The organism is Streptomyces formicae (assembly GCF_002556545.1).
GTDB classification, from domain to species: Bacteria; Actinomycetota; Actinomycetes; order Streptomycetales; family Streptomycetaceae; genus Streptomyces; species Streptomyces formicae_A.
On the sequence record NZ_CP022685.1, the window covers coordinates 1,170,849 to 1,186,670 of the forward strand.

Sequence of the window (15,822 nt, forward strand, 5' to 3'; positions counted from 1 at the left end):
CCGGCGCGCCGCGTGACCTGCCTCAGTCCAGTTCCTTGACGAGGAGCTCGAACTCCAGGTCGTCGCGCTGCGGAAGGCCGAAGCGCTCGTTGCCGTACGGGAAGGGCGTCATCTTTCCCGTACGGCGATAGCCCCGCCGCACGTACCAGGCGATGAGGTCCTCGCGCGCGGTGAGCACGGTCATGTGCAGCGCGCGGGCGCCCCAGGTGGTCCGCGCGACGCGCTCCGCCTCCGCGATGATCGCCTTGCCGAGGCCCGCGCCCTGGAGGGCGGGGCTCACCGCGAACATGCCGAAGTAGGCGTGGTCGCCGCGGTCCTGGAGCTGGCAGCAGGCGGCGATGGCGCCCTCGTGCTCGACGACCATCAGCCGGCTCACCGGCGACTCGATGACCTCGGCGACCTCCTGCGGGTCGGTGCGCTGCCCCTCCAGGATGTCCGCCTCCGTGGTCCATCCCGTGCGGCTGGAGTCCCCTCGGTACGCCGACTCGACGAGCGCGACGAGTGCGTCGACGTCGGCGGTCGAGGCATCCCGGAAGGTGAGCTCGGCGGGGTGGGGACGCGGGGCGGTGTCCATGGCGCGGTTCTCCGATCTGGCGCACGGTGCGGCTCCGCCGAGCCTAACGCGCCACTAAGGTGCGGCCGCATGGTGCATGTACTGAGCAGCAGGACCCTTCTCCGCCCCACCGACCCCGAGCGCTCGCGCGCCTTCTACGGCGACGCCCTCGGCCTCTCGGTGTACCGCGAGTTCGGCACGGGCGCCGAACGCGGCACGGTCTACTTCCTCGGCGGCGGCTTCCTGGAGGTCTCGGGCCGCTCCGACACCCCGCCGTCCCCCGCCCTCCAGCTCTGGCTCCAGGTGGCGGACGTACGGGCGGCGCACGCGGAGCTCACCGAGCGGGGCGTCGAGGTGGTGCGGGAGCCGCTGCGGGAGCCGTGGGGCCTGATCGAGATGTGGATCGCCGATCCGGACGGCTGCCGGATCGTGCTCGTCGAGGTGCCCGATGACCATCCGATCCGCTACCGACCGGGGATCTGACCACCCGCGACCGCGGGCCCGCGCCCCGCGGACAGCACGGCCCACACGATGTGAACCACGTCACACGACCCATCCATCCGGAATGCGGGGGTACAAGGCCACAGGTACGGTCCACAGAAGATCTCCCACAGCCCTGAAGTCGATCTCCAACAGCCCAGGAGAGACATCACATGGCAGCCCCCCGGATCCTCATCGTCGGCGGCGGATTCGCCGGCATGGAGTGCGCCCACAAGCTGGAGAGGAAACTCTCGTCCCACGAGGCGGAGCTACGGCTCATCAGCCCCATGGACCACCAGCTCTACCTCCCACTGCTGCCCCACGTGGCCGCCGGGGTGCTCACCCCGCAGTCGGTCGCCGTGCCGTTGCGCCGGATGCTGCGCCGTACGGCGATCGTGCCCGGCGGTGCCGTAGGCGTCGACACCAAGGCCAAGGCCGTGGTCGTCCGCAAGATCAACGGCGAGGAGGTCGTCGAGCGCTACGACTATCTGGTCCTGACCCCCGGCAGCGTCACGCGGCAGTTCGACATCCCCGGGGTCGACCGCCACGCGGTGGGCGTCAAGACGCTCGCCGAGGCCGCCTGGATCCGCGACCACGTCATCTCCCAGCTCGACCTGGCCGCCGCGAGCTCGCACCAGGAGGAGCGGGAGCAGCGGCTGCAGTTCGTCGTGGTGGGCGGCGGGTACGCGGGCACCGAGACGGCCGCGTACCTGCAACGCCTGACGAGCGCCGCCGCGAAGCGCTACCCGGGCCTGGACCCGTCCCTGATCAAGTGGCATCTCGTGGACGTGGCCCCGAAGTTGATGCCCGAGCTCGGCCCCCGGCTCGGTGACAAGGCGATGGCCATCATGCAGCGCAGGGGCGTGCAGGTCTCCCTCGGCGTGTCCGTGGCGAAGGTGACCGAGGACACGGTGACCCTCACCGACGACCGCGTCCTGCCCTGCCGCACCCTCATCTGGACCGCCGGAGTCGCGCCGAGCCCGCTGATCGCGACGCTCGGCGCCGAGACGAACCGCGGACGGCTCGTGGTGCGGCCCGATCTGACGGTTCCCGGGCTCGACGGCGTGTTCGCGCTCGGCGACGCGGCGGCCGTGCCGGACGTCGTCAAGGGCGGCGACGCGATCTGCCCGCCCACCGCGCAGCACGCGATGCGCCAGGGGTGGGCCGCCGCCAAGAACGTCACGGCGGCGCTGCGCGGCTTCCCGCTCGCCGACTACCGGCACAAGGACCTGGGGCTCGTCGTCGACCTGGGCGGCATCCAGGCCGTGTCGAAGCCGCTGGGCGTGCAGTTGACCGGCCTTCCCGCGCAAGTGGTGGCGCGCGGCTACCACTTGGGGGCGCTGCGCACCCTGACCGCCCGCTTCCGCACGGCCGCCAACTGGGGGCTCAACGCGGTCGCGGGCGACGACTACGTACGCACCGGCTTCCAGGCCCACCGCCCCGCCACGCTCAAGGGGTTCGAGATGACGGACGCCTATCTGTCACCGGAGGAGATCAGCGAGCGGGTGGAGTCGGCGTGAGCCGCCGGACGGCCTGAGCGTGATGGTGGTGGCCCTCGCGCGCCGCTCGACCCGCTCCCGCGAGTAGAGCAGCGGGAAGGCGGCATCGGCGACGCGGCGGAAGGTGGCGCCGGCCGTCTGACGGAAGCCGCTGCCGTGGGCGGCAGCGCCCACCGTGTCGGCGCTGCCGCCGCGCGCGCCTCCGCGAGGAACTCCCGCACCCGGCGCGCGGGCAGGCTGCGTTGCTCAGGATCTCCACGGGCTCAGCGAGCCCCGGAACGACGTACTCCGTGGTGGTCACAGCGACGGGTCGTAGCGGCCGTCGACCGCCGTCCAGCCGCCGTCGACGGTCAGCACGCTGCCGGTGACGAAGGTCGCCGCGTCGGAGACGAGGTAGGCGACGGCTCCCGCGATCTCGTCGGGCCTCGCCCACCGCTTGAGCGCGGACGCCTGGGCGTACGCGTCGAACCAGGCGGGGTCGGCCGCGATCTGGTCGGTCAGCGGGGTCCGCACCACGCCGGGAGCGATCGCGTTGAACCGCACCCCGCGCGGCCCCCACTCGGCGGCCGCGGTCCGCAGGAACTGGACGAGCCCCGCCTTGGCCGCCGCGTAGGCGCCCTGCCCCGGTTCGACCTGGAAGGCCCGCATCGACGCGAAACCGACGACGCTGCCGCGCCCGCGCTCGGCCATGCCGGGGGCGACCGCCTGGACGAGGGTGAGGTAGGACCGCAGGTTGAGCGCGAGGACGCGGTCGAACTCGGCGAGGGTGTAATCGGCGATGCGCTTGCGGACGTTGACGCCGACGGTGACGACGAGCCCGTCGAGCGGCTCCCACCCGGCGGCCGCCGCCCGCACGGCGTCGGCGTCGAGGACGTCGAGCACCTGCGCGACGGCCCCGCCCCGGTCGGGCTCCCGGGCCTCGCCCGCTCCCCCGGTCGCCAGACGAACCGTCTGCGCCGCCCCCGCCTCGTCCCGGTCGGCGACGACCACCTCGGCGCCCTGGGCGACCAGCGCCCGCACGGCCTCGCGGCCGATGCCTCCTGCCCCGCCCACGACCGCGACGCGCCGCCCGTCCATCCGGAACAGGTCCCTGTACGTGGCGTGCTCCATGTCCCTGCCGCCTCCCTCACTCACGGGTCCGCCGCTCACGGCCGGACGACCGCCATCCGCGTCACCGTCAGTTCCTCGATCGCGAAGCGCGGTCCCTCCCGGCCGCTGCCCGAGTCCTTGACGCCGCCGTACGGCGCGATGTCGCTGCGGTAGCCGGGCACCTCATTGATCACGACGCCGCCCGCCTCCAGCTCTTCCACCGCGCGGAACGCGGTGTCCAGGGCGCGGGTGAACACGGCCGCGTGCAGGCCGTAGCGGCCGGCGTTCACCAGGTCGTACGCGGCGGTCAGATCAGGCACCGCGCGCAGGCAGACGACCGGGCCGAAGATCTCCTCGGCCCAGGCGGGTTCGTCCTCGGGCACCCCGGCGAGCAGGGTCGGCACCACGCACCGGCCCGTGCGGATGCCGCCGTGCACCAGGCGGGCACCGGCCGCCCTGGCCCGCGCGATCCAGTCGACGACCCGCTCGGTGGCCGCCTCGTCGATGAGCGCGGACACCCGGGTGGCCGCGTCCCTCGGGTCGCCCACGCTCACGTCGGGCAGCCGCTCCGCGATCCGTTTCTCCAGCTCGTCGGCGACCGCGTCGACGGCGACGACCCGCTGCACGGAGATGCACGCCTGACCCGACGCGTAGTAGCCGCCGCGCACGACGGCGTCGGCCGCCGCGGCCAGATCGGCGTCGGCCGCGACCACGAGCGCGGCGTTGGAGCCCAGTTCCAGGACGGTCCTGCGGGGCGCGGCGTCGCGCGCGATGCGGTGACCTACGGCCGCGGAGCCGGTGAAGGAGACGGCGGCGACGCGCGGGTGGGTGACGAGGGCGCGGCCGACTTCCGCGTCGCCGGTGACCAGTTGGACGGTTCCGGCGGGCACCCCCGCCGCGGCGAGCCGTTCGCGGACCAGGTGCACGAGCCGCAGCGTGGCGAGCGGGGTCGCGGGCGCCGGTTTGATGATCACGGGGCAGCCCGCGGCGACGGCGGGCGCGATCTTGTGGGAGGCCAGCAGGACGGGGTAGTTGAACCCGGCGATGCCGACGACAATGCCGATGGGCCGCCGCGTCCAGAACCCGAAGAGCCCCTCCCCGGAGGGCTGGATGTCCAACGGCACGGTCTCGCCGTGCAGATGGGCCACCTCGTCGGCCGCCGCCTGCCAGGTGGCCACGGCACGGCGCATCTCGACGTCGCAGTCCACGCGCGGCTTGCCGGTCTCCAGGACGAGCAGGTCGACGAGGCCGGGCAGCGCGTCAGCGAGGTCCTGCGCGACCCCGGCGAGCACCTGGCGCCGGGTGTGGGCGGGCAGCGCGCCGACCCGTTTGCGCAGCGCGTCCGCGTGCTCGACGGCCCGCCGCGCGAGCGCCGCGTCGCCGACCGGGGCCCGCCCGATCTCCGTGCCGTCGTACGGGAAGGTGACCGCGGCCGTGCCGGGCGCGGGGGCCCATCCGTCACCCACGGGGAGCCCTTCGGGATACGTCATCGGGCGCCTCCCATTCCGTCTCCGGCTCCCATTCCGTCTCCGGTTCCGGTTCCGGTTCCGGTTCCGGTGAGGAAAGCGCGGGCGGCCGCCGCGTACACGCGCGCGTACTCGCCGATCTCGCGCACCTCGACGTACTCGTCCTTCTGGTGGGCGATCCACTTGCCGCCGGGGCCGTAGACGACGGTGGGCAGCCCCGCGTCACGGGTGAGGATCGTGCCGTCCGTGGTGCCCGGGACGGCGCCGAACGGCGGTGCCTCGCCGTGCACGTGGCGGTGCGCCTCGACCAGGGCGGTCACCACGGGGTGGTCATCGGCGATCTCCACGGCGGGCCGGTCGTCGACGACGGTCAGGGCGACGTCCACGCCGATGTCCGCGGCCGCCCGCAGCGCCGATTCCCTTACCCGGTCGATGAGTTCGGCGTGGTCGGTGCCGGGGTTGGTGCGCACGTCGACGCCGACGACGCCGTGCGCGGGGATGACGTTGAGCTGGTCGGGGTCGCCGCCGAGCAGCACGGTCGGGGTGACCGTGACGCGGCCCGCGTGCGGATGCGCGCCGTAACGCTCCTGGGCCCACTCCTGGACGTCGGCGAGCGCGTCGACGACGCGGGCCCCTGCCACGATGGGGCTCCTGGCCTCCTGCGGCATCGCGCCGTGCGCCATGACGCCGTGCAGATCGATCCTGATCCTGATCCCGCCGCGCGCCGATGTGCACACCTCGTACCCCTCGGGCTCGCACACGATGACGCCGTCGACGGTCCGCGCCAGGGGCGATGCGGCGAACGCCTTCGCGCCGAGCATCAGGCCCTCCTCGTCGCAGAGCACGCCGACGACGACGCGGCCGGGGAAGGGCCCGGCGAGCTGCAGGGCGCGTACGGCGTAGATCATGGCGGCGACGCCGGACTTCATGTCGGCGGAGCCGCGCCCCCACAGCCTGCCGTCCCGGATCTCCGCGCCGTACGGGTCGACGCTCCAGTCGGCCGCGTCGCCCTCGGTGACGACGTCGATGTGCCCCGCGAACATGAGGGTGGGCCCGGCGCCACCGCCGCCCTCGACCACGGCGACGGTGTTGGGGCGGCCGGGGGCGACCTCCACGACGTCGTACGTCCAGCCGAAGGTGTCGAAGAGGCGCTGCACGAGGAGGGCCGCTGGCCGCTCGACCTCGGTGGCTCCTGCGGCGTTCACGGTGCGCAGGCGCACCAGGTCCTGGGTGAAGGCGATCGCGGCGTCGGTGTCTACGGCGGGGAGGGTCGGGGGTGCGGTGGCCATGGAGAACCTCCAAGTCGTCCGGCCGACCGCGCCGCCGACCGCCGGATCCGTCCGGGCCGGCCGACCGGTCAGCGGTCCTGACCGGTTGAACTCCCTTTGAACTCCCTGACTCTGCCGCCACGTCGAGCCCCGGGTCAACCATCAGATCTTGGTCGGCCCGCGCGCCCCGCGGGTGCCGCGGGACCCCGCCCGCTCAGATCCTGCGCACCCCGAGCCGCCCTTCGAGCTGCCCGAGCAACTCGCCGAGGAGCGCGCTCAGTTGCCCCTGCCCTGCCGCGTCGAGCACGGAGAGCACCACCGTCTCGTACGCGAGTTGCTCGGGAAGCAGCGCGTCGACGAGGTCGCGTCCCGCGTCGGTGAGTCCGACGTGCGCGACGCGACGGTCGCGGGCGTCGGTCCTGCGGTCGACCAGTTCGCGCTCCTGGAGCTGCTTGAGCCGTTTGGTGACCGCGGCGCCGGAGGAGAAGGTCTCGCGGGCCAGCTCGCCGGGGGTCAGTTCGTGGCCGGTGCGGCGCAGCGCGCCGAGCAGGTCGAACTCGGCGCGGGTCAGGCCCGCGCGGCGCAGCGGGGCGTCCTCGGCCTGTTGCAGGAGGGCCGCACAGCGGTTGATGCGGCCGATCACCTCCATCGGCCCGGTGTCGATGTCGGGGCGCACCGTGTGCCACTGCCGCACCACCGCGGCCACGGTGTCCCCACCGAAGCCCGCCACCGGCCCGTTCTCTTCTGTCATGCTCGTGCGCCCTCCCAGGCGTCCGCGATCCCCGCACGGGGCCGCGTCCCCTGACCGTTCTCACCGCTCTGTCGTCGGACCGTCGCCGCGAGCGTACGGTGTCCGGCGCGCTCGGCGTCGACCACCCGCTGTTCGGGCAGGGCCCGCTGCCACCATTCACCGGCCGCCGCGTCGGCCGCGGCGCGCAGGTCGACGAGGGCGGCGGTGAGGCGGCGGCGCGCGGGTTCGAGGGGCTCCGTTCCCGCGAGCAGGGCCTCGGCGCGCTCCGTGGCGAGCGTCGCCGCGGCGAGGGCCCGCTCGATCTGGTCGCCCGCGCGCCGGTTGGTGACGGCGACGGCGGCGAGGATGCCGAGCAGCGCGCCCACCAGGGTGTCCACGACCCGGTCGACGATCAGTTCGCCGGGCTGCTGGAACCGTGCGAACTCGGTGACGAGCAGCGCCATCGGCGTCACGCACACCGTGCCGAGCCAGTAGTTGCGGCCCATCAGCGCCTCCGCGCAGAAGGCGAGGACCAGGCAGCTGACGATCAGTTCGGCGTGGCCGAGATGCGCGAACGGAGCGACCGCGGCGAAGGCGAGGACACCCACGAGGTTGCCGACCACCCGCTGCACACCGCGGTTCCAGGTGAGCGTGACGTTCGCCTGATAGAGGGACGCCGCGGTGACGAGGGCCCAGTACGGACGCCCGATGCCGAGCGCGAGCGAGGCGTATCCGGCGAGCGCGCAGCCGACCGCGGTGCGCAGCGCGATGGGCAGCAGCGGGGAGCCGGGGGCGAGCCGTCGCCACAGCGGCGTCCTCGGCCCGGCGAGTTCGACGTCGACACCGAGCAGTTCGTCGCGCTCCCCCTGCCGTACGCCACGGGGGCGCGGGACGGCGCCGGTGCCGCGCAGCCCGGCTGCCCAGCCGCGCAGCTCGGCGGTGTCCGCGGCGGCGGGCACCGCGAGGGCCTCCTCGGCGCGGACGACGAGGCGCTCCAGGGCGCGCCGGGCCGCACCGCGCGCCCCGGCGGCCAGCAGCGACTGCCAGGCGGCGTGCACGGCGCCCGCCGCGGCGGCGCGGGCCCGCTCGGTCGCGGGTCCCGTGGCGTCGGCGCGCGCGGCGTCGGCGTAGGCGGCCGCGGCGCCGAGCGCGCGGGCAGTGGCCCTGCGCTCGGGGCCGTGCGGACGCAGCAGGGCGGGTGCCATGCAGACGAGCCAGGCCACCGCGCCACCGGCGAGGGTCAGGGCGAGATGCCCGGGGACCTGGCCCAGGCTCTGCGGCGCGAAGAGGCTCGCCGAGCTGATGAAGGTGAAGATCAGGTGCCCGGGCGGCCCGATGCGGGTGGCGTCGCAGAGCGTCTTCTGCGCGGCGGCGAGGACCGCGCCGACCGCGACGAGGACGACGGCCGCCCCGGTCAGCGAGGCGGTGACCAGCGCGACGCCGATGCTCGCGGTCATCCCCAGGACGACCCAGGCGAGCGCCCTCGCCCGGGCGGCGTACGGCAGGTTGTGGGCGTACAGCGCACAGAACCCTCCGGCCATCGCGTACATCACGAGATCGAGCCGCCCGACGGCGAGCAGCGTCAGGTTCGGTATCGCGGTGGCGACGACCACGCTGGAGGCGGGCTTGAACCAGATGTCGGAAGGGCTGCCCGGGCGGAGCACACCGGCGAGCGGGAGGCGGCGGACGCGTACGGGGCGGATCGGGGAGGGCGGTGCACTGCTCATACCCGAAAGCTTAGCAAGTGTTTTACCTGCAAATCATTTGAGGGGCGCGACGCCCCACCTCGCGCCCCGTCCCCCACGACTCGCACCACGACGCCCCTGCCCGCTCCCCCTGTGCTCCCGGTGCACCCCCGTGCGCTCGCGTACGGCGCGGCAGGCCCGGGCATCGACCCGACGACACCGTCGACTGGGGAGGTGCGCGGTGCACGGACCGGCGCAGGCCGGCTGGCTGCTCGTCACGCTGTGCGCGGCGACCGGGGCCTACTGTCTGCTGCGGATGCGCAGCCGCATCGAGGAACAGCGCCGCACCGCGGGCGGCGAGGCGCTCATGGGGTTCGCGATGGCCCTGATGGCCGTGCCCGCCGCGGTGGTGTCCCCGCCCCGCTGGGTCTGGCTCGCCTATGCGGCGGTGTTCGGCGCCGCGGCCCTGCGGTCCCTGTGGTCGGCCCGCACCGGCCGCCACCATCTGCACCATCTGATCGGCGCGTTCGCCATGGTCTACATGTCCCTCGCGATGACCATGACGCCCATGGCGCACGCGGGCCACGGCAGTTCGGGAGCGCCCGTCCTGACCGGCGTCTTCCTCGTCTACTTCGCCGTGTACGTGCTGCGCTCGGGCGCCCGCCTGGCCCCGGCCCGCACCGCCGCCGCCCCGGCGGGCCCCTCCGTACCGCTGGGCTGGGCCGACCGTCCCGAACTGGCCCTCGCCTGCCGGTTGTCGATGGGGATGGGGATGTTGGCGATGCTGCTGACGCTCTAGGGACGGGGCCGGTCCCGTCTCAGCGCGAGATCAGCGAGGCCAGCGTGGTGAGACTGTCGATCTGCCAGTCCGCGGCCTCCGCCACGGCCTCGTCCTGTGCCCACAGGTGACCCCACGGGCCCCTGCGGATGTGCGCCGTACGCAGACCGGCCTGGCGCGCGGGGAAGATGTCGTCGGCCGGGTGGTCGCCCACGTAGAGCGTCTCGCGCGGGCCCGCCTGGGACACCTCGAGCACCCGCGTGAAGAACGCGGGGTCCGGCTTCGCCACGCCCCAGTCACCCGATGTGACGACGAGGTCGGCGGGCAGGTCGAGGTCGCGGAGGAGTTCGGCGGCGCGCGAGGTCTGGTTGCCCGCGACGATGACGCGGAGGCCGAGCTTCTGGAGACCGCCCAGGGCCGGGCGCACGTCCGGGTAGAGGTCGGTCTCGTCGAGGTGCTCGCCGCGGCCCGCCGCCTCGCGTGCGTGATAGGCCGAGGCGATGTCCATGTCCGGGCTGATCAGGCGCAGGGCGTCGGCGCCGTTCCCGCCGCGCGCGACCACGGCACCGACGAGCGCGGAGACGGTGTGGCGCGGCACCTGGAGCCAGTCGGCCCAGGAGGCCCAGTGGCGGTCGTCTTTGGTGAGGGTCTCGCCCACGTCGAACACGATGGTCTCGATCATCACAGGGACATTACGGCGTCGGAGGGCCTCGGCGTCCCGCACGACTCGGCCGCACGGGTGAGGAGCCACCGAAGGAGCACCGCAGCTCGCGCAGGTGTTTGAAAGCAGGCGCGGTCGACCCCCGTGTACGTCTCACACCCGTTTCGTCCGTGGCGTCCGTCACTTGCGCGGACAGTCCATACCCCCGGGCCGCCCGGCCCTCATAGGCTGGCGGCATGATGGTCCCCGTCGCGCTGTTGCTGCTGGGCGCGCTGACCGCCCTCCTCGCCCCGCGGATGCTCGCACGGGCCGACTGGCCGGAGCGCGAACCGGTGGTCGCGCTGTGGGCGTGGCAGTGCGTGGTGGCGGGTGTCCTGCTCTGTTGCGCGCTCTCGATGACGCTGAGCGCCGCCGCCGCGTGGCAGGCCGTGCGCGGCCACGTCTTCGCCCCCGCGCCGCACGCCGTCGTCGAGGCGTACGCGTTGCAGGCCCCGGGGCCCTGGGCCGCGGCCACGGCCGTGGTGCTGGCCTGCGGCGGCATCTGGACCGCGGCGATGCTGACCCGCGAGATCGTGCTCGCGCGCAGCCGCCGTTCCACCCGACGGGCCGAACTCCTGGAGCGCGCACCGCTGTTGCCCGGCGAGGAGCCCGGCGCCGACCGTCTCGTCGTCCTGGAGGGCGGGCGTCCCGACGCCTGGTGGCTGCCCGGGCAGGCGCCCCAACTGGTCATCACCACCGCCGCGTTGCGCCGCCTCAAGGGCCGCCAACTGGACGCGGTGCTCGCGCACGAGCAGGGTCACGCGCAGGCCAGGCACGACTGGCTCCTGCACTGCTCCGGCGCGCTCGCCTCGGGATTTCCTCAGGTACGGGTGTTCGCGGCGTTCCGCGACCAGATGCACCGCCTGGTCGAACTGGCCGCGGACGACGTGGCGTCGCGCCGTTTCGGCCGCCTGACGATCGCCCTCGCCCTGGTCGAACTCAACGAGGACCGGGGCGTGTTCGGCCCCTGCCCGACCCCGCAGGCGCACGTCCCGCAGCGCGTGCACCGGCTCCTCACGGCCCGCCCGCGCCTCACCGCGGGCCGCAGGCTGCGTCTGACGGCGACCGCGGCCCTGGTGCCGGTGATCCCGCTCCTGGTGACGTTCGTCCCGGGCCTGCGGGCCCTGGGCTAGCCCAGGACGCACCCGGGTTTCCCGCGACCCCCCTCCCCGGCATGGCCCCGACCCCGCCCCTTCGGCGAGGATCACTTCATGTACCCCGCGCCGCTCGACTCCCCCACCCGTCCCCCCGGTTACCGGGCCGCCCTCGTCGCCGCGCTGCTCTGCGTCCCTTCGGTCCTGCTGCTGCTCCTCGTCTCGTTCAAGTGGCGTCCGCTGCTGACCCTCGACGGCGACATCGCCCGTACGACGCACCGCTGGGCGGTCGCGGACCCCGACACCACGCAGACCTTCCGGGTCCTCACCGACTGGGTGTGGGACCCGTGGACGATGCGGGCGGTGTGCGCGCTGGCCTTCGGGTGGCTCGCGCTCCGCGGGGCGTGGTGGCTCGCCCTGTGGATCGCCGGTGCCTGCGCGGTGGGCTCGGTCGTGCAGCAGTCCCTCAAGGCGGCGGTCGACCGGCCGCGCCCGGTGTGGCCCGATCCCGTGGACTCCGCGCACTACGCGGCCTTCCCCTCGGGGCACGCCATGACGGCGACGGTCGTCTGCGGCCTGCTCCTGTGGCTGCTGCGCCGCTACGACGCCCGGCCCGCCGTGTGGCGCGCGGCGCTGGTCCTCGCGACCGTCTCCGTCGTGGGCGTCGGCCTCACCCGCGTCTGGCTCGGGGTGCACTGGCCGTCGGACGTACTGGGCGGCTGGCTGCTCGGCGCGATGACGGTGGCGCTCGCCGTCTCTTCGTACGCGTACTGGCCCGACCGGCGCGGTGCCGACGGGACGGCGTCGGCGGCGCGGCGCTAGTGGGGGAGGTGGTGGCATCTTCCCCGCGTTCGGTGCGGTGGCACACGGGGGTTTTGCGCAGTTCCCCGCGCCCCTGAAGGGGTCCCCCCGGTGGTCCGGTGCGGCTCCGTAGGGGCTGGGGTCGCGCTTCTGGTTCGGTCGTGGGGCGGGGCCGCGGCGGTATGTCCGTCCTCGCCGTCCCAGATGGCCGCCACACTCCGGGCACCTCGGAACGTGGCCACATGTGCTCCGGGCGGACATACCGCCACGTCCCCTCCGGCCGAACGGCGACCGCGGCCCGGTGGGGGCCGGGAACCCCCGCCGGGGGGCGGTCGCGAGCGCGCGCGAGGGGACGTGGGGGTATGTGCGCACGGAGCACATAAGTGACTGGGGCAGGGAAGCAAGTCCGTTGGCGGTCATCTGGGGCGGCGAGTACGCACATACCCCCGCGGCCCCGCCCCCCGACGAACCCAAGGCGCAAGACCCGCACCCACCTCACAAGCTAAGCCCCACACACCCCCGCACGATCGCAATACGGCTCGTTCCCGCTCCGCCCGCACCCGCACAACGTCACCCGCGTCTCGCGCGTCGCCTCCCCGCCCCCGGCGCGGACCCGCAGGTCGCCCCGCAGCACGATCCGGCCGTCGGTGAGGCGTTCCACCGATGTCTCGGTGGGTGGGGTCTCCCTGGTCCCGTCGGCCAGTGCGTATTGGAGCGCGCCGGAAGGACAGCGCCTGACGACCTTGGCGACCTCGTCGGCGGGGGCCGCGTCGGGCGTGATCCAGGGGCGGCGGCCGGTGTCGAAGACCTGCGGAAGGCCCCGCACGCACTCCGCCGCGTGGATGCAGCGCGCCGCGTCGAAGGTGACGGTGACGGCGTCGCCTCGGTACGGCCGCGCGCTCATGACTGGTATCCCTCGACCTCCGCGACGGACCGCACCGTCACCTCGTCGGGGTCCTCGCCGAACTCGGTCTTCGCGCGCCGCCTGCGCAGAAGGTCCCAGCACTGGTCGAGCTCGCGCTCCAGGGCGGCGAGCCGCGCGTGTTCCGTGGGGACGTCGATCTCTCCCGCGGCGAGGGAGTCGCGGAGCTTCTTCTCGTCCTCGACCATCGCCGTGATCCGGGTCAGGATCTGCTCTTGGTCCATGTCGGTAACCCTCCTCGGCCCCCCGGCCCACTGTAAGGAGAGCGCACGGGATCGGCGAGGAGAGAGCAAGGGAGGGCCCGCGGCACCGCGCGTAGAACAGCCACAGAACGACCCGTGGGCAGGCAACACTCCCCCGCGGTGCTGCCTGCCCTCGAGCCGGCCCGACCCGCGCGGGAACCCGTGAAGAGTCCCCGTGGCGGGTGGTCTGAGTATATTGGCTCAGGGCCAGTCAACGTAGGAGTTACAGAATGTCCCCCCGTAGCCCATCGGTCAATGAAGAGTTGCGCAGGCGTTCCCGGGAGCGGCTGCTGCAGGCCACGGTGGAGCTCGTGAGCGAGCGGGGGTACGAGGCCACGAAGCTCGGCGACATCGCCGACCGGGCGGGTGCGGCCAGGGGCCTGGTGTCGTACTACTTCCCCGGCAAGCGCCAGCTCCTGCAGTCGGCGGTGCACCGTCTGATGCACCTCACCCTCGCGGCGGCCCTCGACCGGGAGCCGCACACGGAGGACGGGCGGGAACGCCTGGCCAGGGCCGTCGACGCGATCCTGGGCCTGGCCGTGGACCGACCGCGCCTCATGCGCACCCACATGGCCGGGATCCTCCAGGCGGAGGGCTTCGTCCAGTGCCCGGAACAGCAGCGCCTCGCCGAGCTGCTGCGCGACACCGTCGAGCGCTACGGCTCCGCCGACGTCGACCAGGAGTACCCGCTGCTGCGCGCGCTCCTGATGGGCGCGGTGTTCGCCCTGCTCATGCCCGGCGCGCCGATGCCTCTTCCGGCGCTGCGCGCCGAGCTCTTCCAGCGCTACGACCTCGACTGGGACCTGGGCGTCCCGCCGGACGGGGCACCGCCCGGCGGAACGCAGCCGCGGCAGCCGCCCCGGCTCGCGGCCGGGGAGCCCTACGCGGTCGAGACTCAGTCGAAGTAGTCCGGCTGCGTCTGGACGTTGAGCTCGTCGAGCCTGACCCGCTGGCCGGGGTCGGTGCGCTTGTCGTTGATCTTCAGGACGTCGAGGCCCTTGGCGATGTCGTTGGAGTAGATGCGGCCGTTGTAGTAGTAGGCCGACCACGAACCCGCGGTCGTGATCTTGTCGGTGGTGAGCGGACCGCGCTCGAAGTAGCCGATCTCCTTCGGCTTGTTCGAGTTGGTGAAGTCCCAGACGGAGACGCCGCCCTGGTACCACGCCTGGACCATCAGGTCCTTGCCCTTGACCGGGATCAGCGAGCCGTTGTGGGCCACGCAGTTCTCGGTGTCGGCCTGGTGGCGCGGGATCTTGAAGTAGCTCTTGAAGACCAGCTTGCGCTTGTCTCCCTTGCCCTTGATGTCATAGATGCCGTTGGCACCGCGCTCGGGGCCCGTGGCCTCGTTGCAGGTGGCGCCGGAGCCGCCGCCCAGCTCGTCGGTGAAGACGACCTTGTCGGCCTTCTGGTTGAAGGTGGCCGAGTGCCAGAACGCGAAGTTCTCGTTGTCCTGGACCTGGTCGATGACCCGCGGGTTCTCCGGATCCTTGATGGAGAAGAGGATGCCGTCGCCCATGCACGCGCCCGCCGCCAGGTCCTCCGACGGCAGCACCGTGATGTCGTGGCAGCCGGTGGTCTTGGAGACGCCCGGGTTGGTGGGCCCGCCCGGGTTGCCGCCGCCGTCGGGGCCCTCACCGGGGAAGAGCACGGGGAAGTTGACCACCGCGGCCTTCTGCGGGGCCTTGCGCGGCACCTTGATGACGGAGATCCCGTCGTGCGGCGGCTGGCAGTCGGGGAACGTCGCGCTCGGGGAGTACGAGGAGACGTAGATGTAGACGTTCCGCTTCTTGGGCACCAGCGTGTGCGTGTGGGAGCCGCAGGCGGTCTCGACGGCGGAGACGTACTTGGGGTTCGCCTTGTCGCTGATGTCGAAGACCTTCATGCCCTCCCAGGAGGACTTCTCCGTCGCGGGCTGCGTGGTGCTGTTGCACGAGTTGTCGCTGCGCGAGGAGTCGGTGGAGAGGAAGAGCAGGTTCCCCGAGACCGAGACGTCGTTCTGCGATCCCGGACACAGGACCTGTGAAACGGTCTTCGGCGCCTTCGGGTTGCTGATGTCGTAGATGCGGAAGCCGTCGTAGTTGCCCGCGAAGGCGTACTTCCCCTGGAAGGCGATGTCGGTGTTGAGACCGGGCAGCGCGTCCTTGGGGATGTTGGCCAGATGCTCGATGTTGGCCGAGTGCACGACCTCGTCGGGCGCGGGTATCTCACCGCGCTCGATGGCCTTCCTCGCCTCGGCCGCCTCGCTCTTGGACACGCTCTTGGGGGCGGCGGGCGAGTCGCCGGGGTCGGGCGTCGCCCCCGCCGGCGCGGCGGTCAGCAGCGCGGCGAGCAGTCCGGCCGCCGCCGCGCCGATGCCCAGGCGTCTGCGCCGGGTGCGGGATGTGTTCAACAGGGTCACTGCGTCCTCCCTTGTCGCCGTTCGCAAGCGAACGGTTCACGGACCCCCGCAGTATCGTTCCCATCATGCACAGATCAACAGAGGGCAACGCACCTGAAACGAAAGTTTCCGATCATT

16 protein-coding genes are annotated in these 15,822 nt (G+C 73.1%); 6 read left to right on the forward strand and 10 right to left on the reverse strand.

Annotated elements, in window-relative coordinates; genetic code table 11:
* Positions 1-22 precede the first annotated feature (22 nt).
* The gene (locus KY5_RS04660; RefSeq protein WP_098240992.1) at positions 23-574 is read right to left on the reverse strand and encodes a GNAT family N-acetyltransferase; all 552 of its coding nucleotides are present in this window, start codon (positions 572-574) and stop codon (positions 23-25) included.
* A gap of 69 nt (positions 575-643) precedes the next feature.
* Here KY5_RS04660 and KY5_RS04665 point away from each other — a divergent pair, with 69 nt between their 5' ends.
* Positions 644-1,036: a VOC family protein gene (locus KY5_RS04665; protein WP_098240993.1), complete on the forward strand. Its 393-nt coding sequence runs from the start codon at positions 644-646 to the stop codon at positions 1,034-1,036.
* 170 nt (positions 1,037-1,206) lie between these two features.
* A complete protein-coding gene (locus KY5_RS04670; RefSeq protein ID WP_098240994.1) occupies positions 1,207-2,553 on the forward strand; it encodes an NAD(P)/FAD-dependent oxidoreductase in 1,347 nt (448 codons plus the stop codon).
* A gap of 276 nt (positions 2,554-2,829) precedes the next feature.
* On the opposite strand, the gene KY5_RS04680 is transcribed toward KY5_RS04670, so the two are convergent.
* From KY5_RS04680 to KY5_RS04700, 5 genes are all read right to left on the reverse strand, one after another.
* Positions 2,830-3,642: an SDR family NAD(P)-dependent oxidoreductase gene (locus tag KY5_RS04680; protein ID WP_098240996.1), complete on the reverse strand. Its 813-nt coding sequence runs from the start codon at positions 3,640-3,642 to the stop codon at positions 2,830-2,832.
* Positions 3,643-3,677: 35 nt separating this feature from the next.
* Positions 3,678-5,111 carry an aldehyde dehydrogenase family protein gene (locus KY5_RS04685; RefSeq protein ID WP_098240997.1) on the reverse strand — a complete coding sequence of 478 codons (1,434 nt, stop codon included), beginning with the start codon at positions 5,109-5,111 and terminating at the stop codon, positions 3,678-3,680.
* Positions 5,108-6,376: a M20 family metallopeptidase gene (locus KY5_RS04690; RefSeq protein WP_098240998.1), complete on the reverse strand. Its 1,269-nt coding sequence runs from the start codon at positions 6,374-6,376 to the stop codon at positions 5,108-5,110. Before KY5_RS04690 ends, KY5_RS04685 begins: the two co-directional genes overlap by 4 nt.
* A gap of 193 nt (positions 6,377-6,569) precedes the next feature.
* The gene (locus KY5_RS04695; RefSeq protein WP_098240999.1) at positions 6,570-7,106 is read right to left on the reverse strand and encodes a MarR family winged helix-turn-helix transcriptional regulator; all 537 of its coding nucleotides are present in this window, start codon (positions 7,104-7,106) and stop codon (positions 6,570-6,572) included.
* The gene (locus KY5_RS04700) at positions 7,103-8,812 is read right to left on the reverse strand and encodes an FUSC family protein (protein ID WP_098241000.1); all 1,710 of its coding nucleotides are present in this window, start codon (positions 8,810-8,812) and stop codon (positions 7,103-7,105) included. The genes KY5_RS04695 and KY5_RS04700 overlap by 4 nt, the downstream gene beginning before the upstream one ends.
* Positions 8,813-9,011: 199 nt before the next feature.
* Between KY5_RS04700 and KY5_RS04705 the strand changes: the two genes are divergently transcribed.
* A complete protein-coding gene (locus tag KY5_RS04705) occupies positions 9,012-9,569 on the forward strand; it encodes a DUF5134 domain-containing protein (protein WP_098241001.1) in 558 nt (185 codons plus the stop codon).
* A gap of 19 nt (positions 9,570-9,588) precedes the next feature.
* On the opposite strand, the gene KY5_RS04710 is transcribed toward KY5_RS04705, so the two are convergent.
* Positions 9,589-10,230, reverse strand: coding sequence for an HAD family hydrolase (locus KY5_RS04710; RefSeq protein WP_098241002.1), 642 nt, complete (start codon positions 10,228-10,230; stop codon positions 9,589-9,591).
* Positions 10,231-10,445: 215 nt separating this feature from the next.
* Between KY5_RS04710 and KY5_RS04715 the strand changes: the two genes are divergently transcribed.
* Together KY5_RS04715 and KY5_RS04720 are read left to right on the forward strand one after the other, a co-directional pair.
* A complete protein-coding gene (locus tag KY5_RS04715; protein ID WP_098241003.1) occupies positions 10,446-11,381 on the forward strand; it encodes a M56 family metallopeptidase in 936 nt (311 codons plus the stop codon).
* Positions 11,382-11,459: 78 nt separating this feature from the next.
* Complete coding sequence (locus tag KY5_RS04720; RefSeq protein ID WP_098241004.1) at positions 11,460-12,164, forward strand: phosphatase PAP2 family protein; 705 nt, start codon at positions 11,460-11,462, stop codon at positions 12,162-12,164.
* Positions 12,165-12,645: 481 nt separating this feature from the next.
* On the opposite strand, the gene KY5_RS04725 is transcribed toward KY5_RS04720, so the two are convergent.
* Positions 12,646-13,047 carry a (4Fe-4S)-binding protein gene (locus KY5_RS04725; RefSeq protein WP_098241005.1) on the reverse strand — a complete coding sequence of 134 codons (402 nt, stop codon included), beginning with the start codon at positions 13,045-13,047 and terminating at the stop codon, positions 12,646-12,648.
* Positions 13,044-13,289 carry a DUF2630 family protein gene (locus KY5_RS04730; RefSeq protein WP_098241006.1) on the reverse strand — a complete coding sequence of 82 codons (246 nt, stop codon included), beginning with the start codon at positions 13,287-13,289 and terminating at the stop codon, positions 13,044-13,046. The genes KY5_RS04725 and KY5_RS04730 overlap by 4 nt, the downstream gene beginning before the upstream one ends.
* 248 nt (positions 13,290-13,537) lie before the next feature.
* Between KY5_RS04730 and KY5_RS04735 the strand changes: the two genes are divergently transcribed.
* Positions 13,538-14,215, forward strand: coding sequence for a TetR/AcrR family transcriptional regulator (locus KY5_RS04735; protein WP_098241007.1), 678 nt, complete (start codon positions 13,538-13,540; stop codon positions 14,213-14,215).
* Here the strand turns inward: KY5_RS04735 and KY5_RS04740 are convergent.
* Positions 14,203-15,705, reverse strand: coding sequence for an LVIVD repeat-containing protein (locus KY5_RS04740; protein ID WP_098241008.1), 1,503 nt, complete (start codon positions 15,703-15,705; stop codon positions 14,203-14,205). The genes KY5_RS04735 and KY5_RS04740 overlap by 13 nt on opposite strands.
* Positions 15,706-15,822 lie beyond the last annotated feature (117 nt).

What these genes read in the sequence shown, in the direction of transcription:
- KY5_RS04680 (WP_098240996.1), bottom strand. Translation starts at nt 3,642, where the DNA reads ATGGAGCACGCCACGTACAGGGACCTGTTCCGGATGGACGGGCGGCGC.
- KY5_RS04670 (WP_098240994.1), top strand. Translation starts at nt 1,207, where the DNA reads ATGGCAGCCCCCCGGATCCTCATCGTCGGCGGCGGATTCGCCGGCATG.
- KY5_RS04710 (WP_098241002.1), bottom strand. Translation starts at nt 10,230, where the DNA reads ATGATCGAGACCATCGTGTTCGACGTGGGCGAGACCCTCACCAAAGAC.
- KY5_RS04700 (WP_098241000.1), bottom strand. Translation starts at nt 8,812, where the DNA reads ATGAGCAGTGCACCGCCCTCCCCGATCCGCCCCGTACGCGTCCGCCGC.
- KY5_RS04720 (WP_098241004.1), top strand. Translation starts at nt 11,460, where the DNA reads ATGTACCCCGCGCCGCTCGACTCCCCCACCCGTCCCCCCGGTTACCGG.
- KY5_RS04695 (WP_098240999.1), bottom strand. Translation starts at nt 7,106, where the DNA reads ATGACAGAAGAGAACGGGCCGGTGGCGGGCTTCGGTGGGGACACCGTG.
- KY5_RS04665 (WP_098240993.1), top strand. Translation starts at nt 644, where the DNA reads ATGGTGCATGTACTGAGCAGCAGGACCCTTCTCCGCCCCACCGACCCC.
- KY5_RS04690 (WP_098240998.1), bottom strand. Translation starts at nt 6,376, where the DNA reads ATGGCCACCGCACCCCCGACCCTCCCCGCCGTAGACACCGACGCCGCG.
- KY5_RS04660 (WP_098240992.1), bottom strand. Translation starts at nt 574, where the DNA reads ATGGACACCGCCCCGCGTCCCCACCCCGCCGAGCTCACCTTCCGGGAT.
- KY5_RS04685 (WP_098240997.1), bottom strand. Translation starts at nt 5,111, where the DNA reads ATGACGTATCCCGAAGGGCTCCCCGTGGGTGACGGATGGGCCCCCGCG.
- KY5_RS04725 (WP_098241005.1), bottom strand. Translation starts at nt 13,047, where the DNA reads ATGAGCGCGCGGCCGTACCGAGGCGACGCCGTCACCGTCACCTTCGAC.
- KY5_RS04730 (WP_098241006.1), bottom strand. Translation starts at nt 13,289, where the DNA reads ATGGACCAAGAGCAGATCCTGACCCGGATCACGGCGATGGTCGAGGAC.
- KY5_RS04715 (WP_098241003.1), top strand. Translation starts at nt 10,446, where the DNA reads ATGATGGTCCCCGTCGCGCTGTTGCTGCTGGGCGCGCTGACCGCCCTC.
- KY5_RS04735 (WP_098241007.1), top strand. Translation starts at nt 13,538, where the DNA reads ATGTCCCCCCGTAGCCCATCGGTCAATGAAGAGTTGCGCAGGCGTTCC.